Source organism: Pseudomonas sp. P5_A12 (assembly GCF_056400685.1).
In genome coordinates this window covers 1-12,759 of record NZ_JBFUKU010000165.1, presented here as the reverse complement: position 1 = coordinate 12,759, position 12,759 = coordinate 1, and the positions used below count along the sequence as shown (strand labels likewise).

The 12,759-nt window shown below is 60.2% G+C and carries 11 protein-coding genes and 1 pseudogene; 9 read left to right on the top strand and 3 right to left on the bottom strand.

Annotation, left to right across the window (positions count from 1 at the left end; all coding sequences use genetic code 11):
* Positions 1–103: pseudogene (locus tag AC1DSG_RS20135) on the top strand (EamA family transporter); the annotation flags it as partial.
* Between the two features lie 3 nt (positions 104–106).
* Here the strand turns inward: AC1DSG_RS20135 and AC1DSG_RS20130 are convergent.
* Positions 107–1,150, bottom strand: coding sequence for an FUSC family protein (locus AC1DSG_RS20130; RefSeq protein WP_477792453.1), 1,044 nt, complete (start codon positions 1,148–1,150; stop codon positions 107–109).
* A 41-nt stretch (positions 1,151–1,191) separates the two neighbouring features.
* Complete coding sequence (locus AC1DSG_RS20125; protein ID WP_477792451.1) at positions 1,192–2,817, bottom strand: NADP-dependent glyceraldehyde-3-phosphate dehydrogenase; 1,626 nt, start codon at positions 2,815–2,817, stop codon at positions 1,192–1,194.
* 266 nt (positions 2,818–3,083) lie between these two features.
* Here AC1DSG_RS20125 and AC1DSG_RS20120 point away from each other — a divergent pair, with 266 nt between their 5' ends.
* The 3 genes from AC1DSG_RS20120 (at position 3,084) to AC1DSG_RS20110 (ending at position 6,170) form a co-directional block, all read left to right on the top strand.
* The gene (locus AC1DSG_RS20120; protein WP_477792450.1) at positions 3,084–3,473 is read left to right on the top strand and encodes a c-type cytochrome; all 390 of its coding nucleotides are present in this window, start codon (positions 3,084–3,086) and stop codon (positions 3,471–3,473) included.
* 19 nt (positions 3,474–3,492) lie between these two features.
* A complete protein-coding gene (locus AC1DSG_RS20115) occupies positions 3,493–4,887 on the top strand; it encodes a D-arabinono-1,4-lactone oxidase (protein WP_477792449.1) in 1,395 nt (464 codons plus the stop codon).
* Positions 4,888–4,961: 74 nt separating this feature from the next.
* Complete coding sequence (locus tag AC1DSG_RS20110; RefSeq protein ID WP_477792452.1) at positions 4,962–6,170, top strand: DSD1 family PLP-dependent enzyme; 1,209 nt, start codon at positions 4,962–4,964, stop codon at positions 6,168–6,170.
* Positions 6,171–6,292: 122 nt separating this feature from the next.
* Here AC1DSG_RS20110 and AC1DSG_RS20105 read toward each other — a convergent pair whose 3' ends face one another.
* A complete protein-coding gene (locus tag AC1DSG_RS20105) occupies positions 6,293–7,237 on the bottom strand; it encodes a SphA family protein (RefSeq protein ID WP_477792448.1) in 945 nt (314 codons plus the stop codon).
* A gap of 208 nt (positions 7,238–7,445) precedes the next feature.
* Here AC1DSG_RS20105 and AC1DSG_RS20100 point away from each other — a divergent pair, with 208 nt between their 5' ends.
* The 5 genes from AC1DSG_RS20100 to AC1DSG_RS20080 all read left to right on the top strand — a co-directional run.
* On the top strand, positions 7,446–8,492 hold the full coding sequence (locus tag AC1DSG_RS20100; RefSeq protein ID WP_477792447.1) for an AraC family transcriptional regulator: 1,047 nt from the start codon (positions 7,446–7,448) through the stop codon (positions 8,490–8,492).
* A 91-nt stretch (positions 8,493–8,583) separates the two neighbouring features.
* Positions 8,584–9,471, top strand: a complete 888-nt coding sequence (locus AC1DSG_RS20095; protein WP_477792446.1) for a Dyp-type peroxidase — start codon at positions 8,584–8,586, stop codon at positions 9,469–9,471.
* A gap of 16 nt (positions 9,472–9,487) precedes the next feature.
* Positions 9,488–10,456 (top strand): Gfo/Idh/MocA family protein, encoded by a 969-nt coding sequence (locus AC1DSG_RS20090; protein WP_477792445.1) that lies wholly within the window; start codon positions 9,488–9,490, stop codon positions 10,454–10,456.
* 277 nt (positions 10,457–10,733) lie between these two features.
* Positions 10,734–11,486, top strand: a complete 753-nt coding sequence (locus AC1DSG_RS20085) for a GntR family transcriptional regulator (protein WP_477792444.1) — start codon at positions 10,734–10,736, stop codon at positions 11,484–11,486.
* A partial coding sequence (locus tag AC1DSG_RS20080; RefSeq protein ID WP_477792443.1) for a fumarate reductase/succinate dehydrogenase flavoprotein subunit occupies positions 11,483–12,759 on the top strand: 1,277 nt, incomplete at its 3' end. The genes AC1DSG_RS20085 and AC1DSG_RS20080, both read left to right, overlap by 4 nt.

Here is a 12,759-nt window from a genome sequence, read left to right as displayed (position 1 = left end):
CCTGGAACCGCTGCAATGGCTCGGCGTGGCGGCGATTCTGCTGGCTGCCGCGGGTATGCAGCAGGGCTGGGGCTTCAAGTCGCGAAAGTTGGCGGCGCAGTAAGCGTCAGATGTTCCAGCGTGGCGCGGTCTTGGCCAGTCGCTGGCGCATTTCGCTGATGTTGGCGGCGAACTGGTGGGTCAATAACCGATAGCCGTCCAGCGGGCTGTAGACCGGCGCTTCCAGGCTTGATACCGCCGTCAGGTCGACGGGTCGGCTCAGCCGTTGCGACGCACCGGTTTTCAAGGCCCGCGCCATCCCTCTCAGTTGCATGCGGATTTGCCGATGTTCCGCGGTCATCGCTGATTGCAGCTGCGCCATGCCATGCGGGTCGCTGGTGTCCGGGCGGGTGTTACCGAGGATTTCCAGGGTGCTGACGCACATGCGCAAGTTGCGCTGAATGGCATCCAGTTCGGTCATGGAGATTTTCACTTCCTTGGACACCGACGGCATCAGCGAGCGCAATTGCACCATTACGCTGTTCAGGCGGCCCATGAGTTTGAGGTGTTCATCATCGCTGACCGGCTCTCCATTGATGATGCGCCTGTAGACCGTCGCGCAATCGCGCAGCGCATCGGCCAGGTTGTAGCGCCAGGAAAACACCGCATACAGCGGCAGAGCGAAGGAAAACGCGAGTGCGAGCGCAATGCCGATCAGAATGTCCACCCCGCGCCACAGGCCAGCCGTGATCGCGTTGTCGCCATGCCCTGCGACGATAAACACGGTAATGGCGGCCAGCAACGCCGTATAACCACCCTTGCCAATGGCGTGATAGGAGAAAAACCCGCACACCACCGACATGGCGAAATAAGTCAGCCACGGCATCCCGAGCCAGGCCTGTTGCGCGACCAGCAGCAGACCGACACCGGCTCCGATCAAGGTGCCAATGGCACGCTCGGTGGCTTTTTTGCCGATATTGCCGTGATGCTGCAAGCCACCGATCACCACCAGCATCGTCACCGACGCCCATTCGCCATGGGGCAAATCAATGCCGGTGGTCAGCAGGATCGTCGCCAGCAATCCGAGCGATACCCGCACCGCGTGGATCAGTCTGGCATTGCGATAGCGCCGATACGGGTCCAGCAACGGACGCAGCAGTCGGCGCAGCAGTGGTGGCAATCGTTGGCTGAAGGTGGTCAGTTGCTGTGTCCTCAGAAAATGTAATCAGTGGTCAGGAAGCTTGAACTGCGTCCGCTGATGATCTCGCTGATCAGGTCTTTATTGGTTTCCTGGAACTTGGTGGCGACCAACGTGCGGATCGAAAACGTCCGTAATGCATCATGCACCGACAACGTGCCCTCGGCCGAGTTCTTGCGCCCGTTGAACGGGAAAGTGTCCGGGCCGCGCTGGCATTGGGCGTTGAGGTTGATGCGCCCGACCTGGTTGGCGAACGTGTCCACCAGCCGGCCGACCGCGACCGGGTTGGTGCCGAAGATACTCAATTGTTGGCCGAAGTCCGATTCCAGGACGTAATCGATCACCGTGTCCAGGTGACGGTAGGGCACAATCGGGATGACCGGGCCGAACTGTTCTTCCTGATAGACGCGCATTTGCGGGGTCACCGGGTACAGCACCGCCGGGTAGAAGAACGAGGCGCGGGCCTGACCGCCATTGGGATTGACCACCTTGGCCCCTTTGCTTTCGGCGTCCGCCACCAGCGAATGCAAGTAATCGACCTTGCCGGATTCCGGAAGCGGGGTCAGTGCCACGCCACTGTCCCACGGCATGCCGGGTTTGAGGCTGGCGAGTCTGGCGTTGAATTTCTCGATGAACTCCTCGACCACGTCTTCATGGACGAAGAGGATTTTCAGCGCGGTGCAGCGCTGGCCGTTGAACGACAGTGAGCCGGTCACTGCTTCGCTGACTGCGTTGTCCAGATCGACCTCCGGCAAGATGATACCGGGGTTTTTCGCATCGAGGCCCAACGCCGCACGCAAACGGTGAGGCTTGGGGTGGAGTTTTTTCAGGTCGCTGGCGGCTTTGTTGGTGCCGATAAACGCGAAGATGTCGATCTTGCCACTGGCCATCAGCGCACTGACCGTCTCGCGGCCGCTGCCGTAGATCACGTTGATCACCCCGGCCGGGAAGCTGTCGCGGAACGCTTCCAGGAGCGGGCGAATCAACAGCACGCCGAGTTTGGCCGGTTTGAACACCACGGTGTTGCCCATGATCAGTGCTGGTATCAGCGTGGTGAAGGTTTCGTTCAGCGGGTAGTTGTAAGGGCCCATGCACAGGGCGACGCCAAGCGGGACGCGGCGAATCTGGCCGAGGGTGTCCTGTTCCAGCTCGAAACGGCTGGAGCGGCGGTCAAGTTCCTTCAACGCATTGATGGTGTCGACGATGTAATCGCAGGTACGGTCGAACTCTTTTTCCGAGTCCTTGAGGTTCTTGCCGATTTCCCACATCAGCAGCTTGACCACCGCCTCACGTTGCTCGCGCATACGACCCAAAAAGGCTTCAACATGCTGGATGCGTTCGGCTACCCGCATGGTCGGCCACAAGCCCTGACCACGGTCATACGCTCGGACGGCGGCGTCCAGGGCGGTCAGTGCGGTGTCGGCATCCAGCAGCGGCGTGCTGCCGAGGATCACTTGCTCGTCGCCATTGGCACCGCTCAGGTAAACCGGGCTACGGACTTGGGCGAGAGGCCCGGACCAGGTTTTCAATTCGCCATCGACCAGGTACTCACGCTGCTCGGTCTGACCGTCGAGGCGGTACTTTTCCGGGATGTCAGCCTGGCTCGGAAACAGGTTGTCGAGAATCTTGGTTGTGGTCATGTCGCTACCCCCTTCGGATTAGGTGATGCCTTGGTGAAACGTTTTAGCAGGCCTCGGCCTCGCTTGTCATGACTCATCTTGGTGATTTGTGGCACAGCGTGAAGGTGCGTGAATTTCCCGGCGCGTGGGTCATGGCCTCAGAAGCCCCCTTTGTTGGCCCCCAATGCCCTCAACCTGCCCACGCCGGGTGACTTAGTGTTGAGCTCTCCTTGATCACAACAAAAAAAGTGCATCCGGCTGACCGGGCACCCATCGAGAGGACCGCCATGCGGGCACGCCGATTCACTGAAAAGCCTAGTCTTTGTTTTGCCCTGATGGGGTGTGTCTTCGCGGCGTTGCTCGCGGGGTGTGGCGAAGAGCCGAAAAACCCGGCCACGTATAGCGAAGCCGCTACCGCCAGGCCCGCCGACACCGAGCTGGCGCAGGTCTATGACAACAGTTGCAAGCTTTGCCACGCCAACCCGGCGGCCGGGGCGCCGCTGACCGGCGACAAGAACGCCTGGGAACCTCGGGTCATGCAGGGCGCCGATACGCTGCTCGATCACGCGATCAACGGCTACAACGGCATGCCCCCGATGGGGATGTGCATGCAGTGTTCGCAAGAACAGTTCCTGGCGCTGATTATCTTCATGTCCGGCCAGCACATCCCACAATAAGAACAGCAGGGTGCGATTCATGATGATGGACTTAACACGGCGTCAGTTGTTGCAACGGGCGAGTGTCATTGGTGCCTTTACTGCGCTCGGCTCAACGCCTGCGCTGGCCGAATTGCTGCGGGCTCCGCGGCTGATTCCCTGGCGGAACTGGTCGGGGGGGCAGAGTTGCCTGCCGGCAGCGCGGCTGGCGCCCACGAATCTGGATGAGTTGACCCAGGTGGTGCGTCAGGCCCCCGGCAAGATTCGCCCGGTGGGCTCGGCGCATTCCTTCAGCGCGCTGGTGCCCACCGACGGCACATTGCTGTCGCTGAGTTATTTCACCGGGTTGCTCGATCACGACTCGAAAACACTGCAAGCGGAGTTCGCCGCCGGCACGCCGATGTCGCGCATGGGCACACCGCTCAAAGACATTGGCCAGGCCCTGCAAAACATGGCCGATATCGATTACCAGACCCTCGCCGGGGCGATTTCCACCTCGACCCACGGCACCGGAAAAAACTTTCAGTCCTATTCCGCCCACGTCTGCGGCCTGCAATTGGTCAACGCCAATGGCGAGGTGCTGGACTGCGACAGCACGCGACATCCTGAGGTGTTCAGCGCGGCGCGGGTGTCCCTCGGCGCGCTCGGGGTGGCGACGAAAATCCGTCTGCAAAACCGCCCGGCGTATCGCTTGAGAGAACGCCAGTGGGTCGCCAAGACCGAAGAATTACTGGAAGACCTCGACAAGAACACTCGGGAAAACCAGCACTGGGAAATGCAAGTGGTCACCCACTCCGACTACGCGCTGTCGATCGCCTTGAACGAAACCACCGACCCGGCCACACCGCCGATCCCGGCGGATGAGGAGGGCGGTAACGAGTTCGTGACCTTGATCGAAAAGCTCGACAAGTACGGCAGCGACTTCCCTGACCTGCGCCACACGATGCTCAATAGCTTGCGCCACATCGCCAGCTTCGATGATCGGGTGGGCGACTCGTTCGACATCTACGCCAACGTGCGCACGGTGCGTTTCAACGAAATGGAGTATTCAGTGCCGGCAGAGCACGGCCCGGCGTGCCTGCGCGAGATTCTCAAGCTGATCCGGGACAAAGACCTTCGCACCTGGTTTCCGATTGAATACCGTTACGTCAAAGCCGACGACATTCCCTTGAGCATGTTCGAAGGGCGCGACAGTTGCTCGATCTCGGTTCACCAGCATTACCAGATGGATCATCACAACTTTTTCGCCGCCGTCGAGCCGATTTTCTGGAAGTACAACGGCCGGCCGCACTGGGGCAAGTTGCACACCCTCAACGCGAAAAACCTGCAGCCGCTGTACCCGCGCTGGCAGGAATTCCTCCAGGTCCGGCAGGAACTCGACCCTAGCGGTAAATTCCTTAACGCGCACTTGTCATCGATTCTGGGGGTGAGCTGATGGCTGTCAATCGGCGTAATTTTCTGATCGGAACCGCCGGCCTCGGCGCGTTGTTGGTGGGTGTCGGGGCGTGGTTGCGGCCAGGTGATCGAGGCGCGCCGTACAGTGACTATTTTCGTGCACTGAACCGCGAGCTCAAGGAGCACGGGCCGATGCGTCCGGTGATGTTGATCGATCTTGACCGGCTGGATCACAACATCGATACGGTGATGCAATCGGTAAAACGCGGCGGCAAGCACCTGCGACTGGTGGAGAAGTCGTTGCCGGCGCCGGGGTTGCTGACGTACATCGCCACGCGCGCCGACACACAGCGGTTGATGTCGTTTCATCAGCCGTTTCTCAATCATGACGCGGTACAGTTTCCCGAGTCCGACATCCTGCTGGGCAAGCCACTGCCGGTGCGTTCGGCGCAGCTGTTTTTTCAGTCGCACAAGGGGCCTTTCGACCCGTCAAAGCAATTGCAGTGGTTGCTCGATACGCCTGAGCGATTGCAACAATACCTGGCGCTGGCACAGGGATTGGGTACGCGGTTACGGGTGAACATTGAATTGGACGTGGGCCTGCATCGTGGCGGTGTCAGCGATCTGGCTGTGCTCGGGCGGATGCTGACGCTGATCAGCCAACACCCGCAGCACCTGGAGTTTACCGGGTTCATGGGCTACGACCCGTTTGTCGGTATGGGCGTGCCGGGGATCCTGGGTACGCCCGAAGAACTGTTCGCCAAGGTGATGGTGATTTACAACCGTTGCGTCGACTTCACCCGACAACAATATCCCGGTCTGTGGCATGAAGGGCTGACCCTCAACACGGCCGGCAGCCCAAGTTATCGCATGCATGAGCACGAACAACTCAGCAGCGAAGTCTCGGTGGGCACGGCGATGCTCAAGCCGACGCACTACGATTTGCCGTCGCTGGTGGAACATGTGCCCGCCGCTTACATCGCCACGCCGGTGTTGAAAAGCGCCGGGGCGGTGAACATCCCGGCGCTGGATGACAAGTCCCGACTGTTTTCCTGGTGGGACACCAACCAGCGCGAGACGTTTTTCATCTATGGCGGTAACTGGATGGCAGAGTTCGAATCGCCGCCGGGGTTGCAGAGTAACGGGGTGTATGGCCGCAGTTCGAATCAGGAAATAGTCAATGGTTCGGCGGCGGTGGGGCTTGGGGTTGAGGATCAGGTGTTTTTAAGGCCGACCCAGACGGAGTCGGTGCTGTTGCAGTTTGGGGATTTGCTGGCGGTTCGGGGTGGGCGGATTGTTGACACCTGGCCGGTGTATTCCTGAAAGCTTTTTGGTGCTTTTTCTGACGCTTTCGCGAGCAAGCCCGCTCCCACATTTGAYCGAGTCCTGTCAGGGGAATGCGGTCAAATGTGGGAGCGGGCTTGCTCGCGAARGCGTCAGTTCAGTTAAAACGCATAGGGAATACTGACCTTGGCCCAAAGCATTTCCCCTTCAGGCCGGTTCTCCACATCAAACTCCTTGGCCCAGCGGATCTCCGCGCTGGCGTACTTCAAAAAGGTCAGGTGCAACGCCGGGCCAATCGCAAACACCTGGCCGCGCACCCCGTCGTTCACGTCCTGACCATTGAACTGCACGGTGTGGCCGAATTGCTTGTCGTCGGTGGTTTGCTTGAGGTAGTAGCCGTTCAACCCGAACATCAAATCATCGGTGATTTTGTAGCTGGCCGAATAGTCGAAGTGGAAAATCTGCCCCGACTCGTAATCGGTGTCTTTGTTTTTCCCGTTGAAGCTGTACGTCGTCTTCACCGACATCTCGGTGTTTTCCGACGGCAGCCAGGTGAAGGAGAACAGCGGTTTGTAGGTGTAGAAGTTGTTGCTGGTGTTGGCCAGGCGATCGACCGCGTATTCGCCGGTCGGCACGGTAATTTCCAGCGCGGCGCCCAAGGTCAAGGTTGGGCCCATGTCCCAGAGAATGATTGGCGCGACAGTGGTGTCGCCCATACCTTCGCGGGTGTCGTGCAAGCCGAACACCGAGACCTCCTGCTTGAGCCAGGGCTGCGCGATGTAGCCCGCCACCCGGCCACCAAAAACCCGCAGCGGACTGAGGTAATCGAGGCGCGGAATCACCGCCGTGGATTCGATGTCGACTTGCGGAACCTTACCGCCGAGCGAGCTGATGTTCAGCTTCGTGGACGTGTAGTGGTTGTAGTAGAGGTTGAACGCCAGCATGTTGGCCGGAAGGCTGTCGGGCGACAGCGGCAACATGAAAAAGCCGTCGGTGCCGGGGCCGATATTGTCCACGCCAGCCTCGGTGGCCAGCACCGGTTGAATGGCGCAGGCGCCGGCCAGGCTGATGACCAGTAGGGGAAATCTCGTGCGGGTCGGGATCATGGGTGTACTCGTTATTATTGTTGGCGGGCTTTCCTGCGTCCGTACGAGGGCCGCAACATAGAAATAAGCTGTCTGCGCCGTACAAGGCAGGGTATTGGCGGCCAATTAGGGGGACTTCTGCGGACAGCCGTTAAACCCTGTGCTAACTTCCGTCGACATAACCGGTAACAAAAATAAGAATGCAGCTTGGCCCGGAATGTATAGCCCCATGCAAATGAAAGTCATCGATCCCACCTTTGAACTGGCGCTGGTGTCGCCATTTCTCCTGCAAACACTGGCCGAAGTCGCGGAGCAAAAAGGCGTCAACCCTGACAGCCTTTGCCGAGGGCTGGGCTTTACCTTTGAAGACCTTCAGGACCCAGCGCAGCGTATTTCCTATCGCCAGGCCGTGGCCATGATCCAGCGCGCGCTCAAAGTCTTGCCCAATCAGGGGCTGGGCTTGTGGGTCGGCGCGCAGAATGTGCTCGGCACACTCGGGCTGCTGGGGCATGTGCTGTCGCTGTGCAAGACCCTGCGCGATGCCTTTGAAATGGGTATTCGGCATCAGCACACCTCTGGCGGGATTGTGGTGTCGAGCGTGGAGGAGGCCAGTGATCGGGTGTTTGTCGACGCCGAATGCCGCTTGCCATTCGCCGATGTGCAGCTGTTTGCGGTCGAGGAGTTTTTCGCCAGTCTGCTGGTGTATGGCCGGGCGCTGGTCGGGGCGGATTTCAAGCCGATGGCGGTGGAGTTCATGCACGCCGCGCCGGACTATCTCAGCGAGTATTCTCGGCTGCTGGGGCCCGATGTGCGTTTTGGCTGCCTGCAAAACCGCATGGTGATCGCTGCGCATTGGCTGGACGTCCACCTGCCCAATCACCATTCCCTGGCCCTGCGTCAGGCCGTGAAATTGCTGGAGCTGGAAGCCACGCAGGTGCATCAGAAAATGGACTTGATCCAGGCGGTGGAAAGGGCAATTGCCCGGGACCTGATCGAAGGCAGCCACATCGAGAAAATCGCCAGTGACCTGAACATGAGCAGCCGCACCTTGCGCCGCCGCCTCACTGAACACGCGCTGACGTTCGAAACGCTGCTGGAGCAAGTGCGCCAGGCGCGCACGATGCGCCTGCTGGCCAATCCGGACATGTCGATCGAGCGCATCACCGAAGAAGTCGGCTACAGCGACGTGCGCAGTTTTCGCCGCGCCTTCAAACGCTGGACCGGCATGAGCCCGAGTGCGTTCCGCAACGAAAGCCCACTACTCGATCCCCTGTAGCAGCCTCGCGCTGCTCGGCAGCTACTACAGAGCGGTGCACACAAATTCGCTTTCCCCGGTTAAACTCAGTGCTCATTTTCAAGGAGTTCATATGAGTTATTACCAGCCGGGCATTCTCGCCACCCCTGTTCCGCCTCAAGCCCGCCATATGTTCTTCGCCCTCGAATCCGCCGAAGCATTGCCGGTCGCGCTCAACAACCTGATGCAACTGGTGGACGGGAAATCGGCTGTCGTCGGTTTCGGGGCGTCGCTGGTCAAGGCGTTGCACGCGCAGATCGATGGCCTGCGAGCGTTTCCGGCGTTGACCGGGGTTGGCGTCGACAACCCGTCGACGCAACACGCCTTGTGGTGCTGGCTGCATGGCGTCGACCGGGGTGAATTGCTTAATCGCAGCCAGGCCATCGAAGCCGCCCTGGCGCCGGCCCTGCGCCTGGTGCAAATGAACGAAACCTTCCGCCACAAGACCGGCCACGACCTGACCGGTTACGAAGACGGCACGGAAAACCCCCACGACGAAGCCGCGGTAGTCGCTGCGCTGTTGCGCGAAGGCTCGGAGGGTCTGGTCGGCGGCAGTTTCGCCGCGATCCAGCAGTGGCAACATGACCTCAAAGGCTTCCACGCGATGCCGTCCCATGAGAAGGACAACATCATGGGCCGTCGGTTGAGCGACAACGAAGAACTCGACGATGCGCCGGTCTCGGCCCACGTCAAACGCACCGCCCAGGAAAGCTTCGCGCCCGAGGCATTCGTCGTCCGTCGCTCGATGCCGTGGATCGAAGGCGACCGCGCTGGCCTGATGTTCCTCGCGTTCGGCTTTTCCCTCGACGCCTTCGAAGCGCAACTGCGGCGCATGAGCGGTCTGGAAGACGGCATCACCGACGGCTTGTACCGCATCAGCCGACCAATCACTGGCGGCTACTACTGGTGCCCACCGCTCAAGGACGGTCAGCTGGACCTGCGCGCCTTGCGTATTGGCTAACGAACAGGAGGTGAACATGGACGTGGTGCGTTGGGGCATGATTGGTTGTGGCAGTGTCGCCGAGCGCAAAAGCGGGCCGGCCTTTTACAAGGCCCCCGGTTCGGCGTTGGTGGCGGTGATGGGGCGGCGTCTTGAGGCGGTGACGGATTACGCCACACGCCATGGCATCGCCCGGGTGTACACCGACGCGCAAGCGCTGATCAATGATCCCGAGGTGGACGCGGTGTACATCGCCACGCCACCCGACAGTCATCACGCCTACAGCCTGTTGGTGGCCGCCGCCGGCAAACATTGCTGTGTCGAAAAACCGATGTCGCTGAATGCCGGGCAAAGCCGCGAGATGCAAAAGGTCTTTGCCGACGCCGGATTGCACCTGTTCGTTTCCTACTACCGGCGCTCGTTGCCGCGTTTCGAGCAAGTGYGTCAGTGGCTGGACGCGGGGCGGATCGGCGAGGTCCGGCACCTGACCTGGACGCTGACCAAAGCCCCGTCATCCGTCGATCTGGGCGGCGTGCACAACTGGCGCACGGACCCGGGCATTGCCGGTGGCGGTTACTTCGCTGACCTCGCCAGCCACGGGTTTGACCTGTTCCAGTACCTGCTCGGCGACATCACCGACGTCGCCGGTTTCACCGCGTGTCAGGCCGGGTTGTATGCAGCCGAAGATGCGGTCAGTGCCAGTTGGCTGTTTGCTTCGGGCGCAACGGGCATGGGCTGCTGGAACTTCGTGGCAGATCGTCGCGAGGATCGGGTCGAGGTGATCGGCAGCCAGGGCCGGATCAGTTTTTCAGTGTTCGATGAGCACCCGGTGCAGCTTCACGCGGATGAACATATCAGCCTGCACATCGATCATCACGAACACATCCAGTGGCATCACGTGCTGGGCATGAACGCGCATATTCGCGGCGAAGCGCAGCATCCGGCAGTGGCCGGGGAAGCACTGAAAACCGACTGGGTGATGGACCAGATCCTCAAACGCCACTAGCGCCCACTGAACCACACCAATGTATCAGCTGCGGAGCACCGCGAGGCTGCGTCCGGCGGCGMAGCCGTCGTAAACCCTGCATGCAAGGTTTTTTGACACACCGCACTCTCTGATTTCACGACGGCTKCGCCGCCGGACGCAGCCTCGCGGTGCTCCGCAGCTGCTACAAAGGATTGTGCTCGTTCGGCGAATCTAACCTTATGCTCAAACAGTATTTCTCAACCTGCGGCCACTCTCTCTAAGATCACGTCATAACTCGTTATAACAAGTGATCGCCATGACTGATAACGTTCTATCCCTCAGCAGCGTCCCTCTGCACACCCAACTGCGTGACGTGCTGCGCGCCCGCATCCTCGACGGTGAATACCCGCAAGACAGCCAGATGCCGTCCGAGAGTGAACTCGGCGCGTTGTTCAAAGTCAGCCGCATCACCGTGCGCCAGGCCCTGGGAGATCTGCAGAAAGAAGGGCTGATCTTCAAGATCCACGGCAAAGGCACCTTCGTCGCCAAGCCAAAAACCTTCCAGAACGTCAGCACCCTGCAAGGCCTGGCCGAGTCCATGACCGGTCGTGGCTACGAGGTGATCAACCGCCTGCGCAGCTTCAAGTTCATCGCCGCCGACAAACTCGTCGCTGAGCGTTTGCAAGTCGCTGAAGGTGAAACCGTGGCGCAGATCAAACGGGTGCGCCTGATTAACCGTGAGCCGATTTCGCTGGAAATTACCTACCTGCCCAAAGACCTCGGTGAACGGCTGGAGAAAGCAGATCTGGTCACTCGCGATATTTTCCTGATCCTCGAAAACGACTGCGGCCTGGCCCTCGGTCACGCCGATCTGGCTATCGATGCGGTCCTGGCCGACAGCGACCTGACCCAGGCGCTGAACGTCGAACCGGGCTCGCCGATCATGCGCATCGAACGACTGACCCACGATGCCAGCGGCCAACCCGTGGACTTCGAACACCTTTACTACCGTGGCGATGCCTTCCAGTACCGCTTGCGGATCGACCGGCAAAAAGGGGCGCAGGCATGACGCGAAGCACTTTGGAGCAGGAATACGACATCGTCGTGATCGGCGGCGGCACTGCGGGGCCGATGGCGGCGATCAAGGCCAAGGAACGCAACCGTGATCTGCGCGTGTTGTTGATTGACAAGGCCAACGTCAAACGCAGCGGCGCAATCAGCATGGGCATGGACGGCCTGAACAACGCGATCATTCCCGGCCACTCGACGCCGGAGCAGTACACCAAGGAAATCACCATCGCCAACGACGGCATCGTCAACCAGGCGGCGGTGTACGCCTACGCGACTCACAGCTTTGAAACTATCGAACAACTGGACCGCTGGGGGGTGAAATTCGAGAAGGACGAGACCGGCGACTACGCGGTGAAAAAGGTCCACCACATGGGTGCTTACGTGCTGCCGATGCCTGAAGGCCACGACATCAAGAAAGTCCTGTATCGCCAGTTGAAGCGGGCGCGGGTGAGCATCACCAACAGGCTGGTCTGCACGCGTTTGCTGACGGACGAAGAGGGCGCGGTCAACGGTGTGATGGGGTTTGACTGCCGCACTGCCGACTTCCACGTGATCAAGGCCAAAGCCGTGATCCTCTGCTGCGGCGCTGCCGGACGCCTCGGTTTGCCGTCCTCGGGTTACCTGATGGGCACCTACGAAAACCCGACCAATGCCGGCGACGGTTACGCCATGGCCTACCACGCCGGGGCTGAACTGGCGAACCTGGAATGCTTCCAGATCAACCCGCTGATCAAGGACTACAACGGCCCGGCCTGCGCCTACGTCACCGGCCCCTTGGGTGGCTACACCGCCAACAACAAGGGCGAACGCTTCATCGAGTGCGACTACTGGAGCGGTCAGATGATGTGGGAGTTCCATCAGGAACTCGAAAGCGGCAACGGCCCGGTCTTTCTCAAGCTCGATCACCTGGCCGAGGAAACCATCCAGAACATCGAAGAGATCCTGCACAGCAACGAACGCCCGAGTCGCGGCCAGTTCCACGCCAATCGCGGCACCGACTACCGCACGCAGATGGTCGAGATGCACATCTCCGAGATCGGTTTTTGCAGCGGGCATTCAGCGTCGGGTGTGTGGGTCAACGAGAAGGCGGAAACTTCGGTCAAGGGTTTGTACTCGGCGGGTGACATGGCTGCGGTGCCGCATAACTATATGCTCGGCGCGTTCACTTATGGCTGGTTTGCCGGTAACAACGCGGCGGACTTTGTTGTCGGGCGCGAGTTTTCGGCGCTGGATGCCGAGCAGATAGCTACGGAAAAACAAAGGGTTTATGC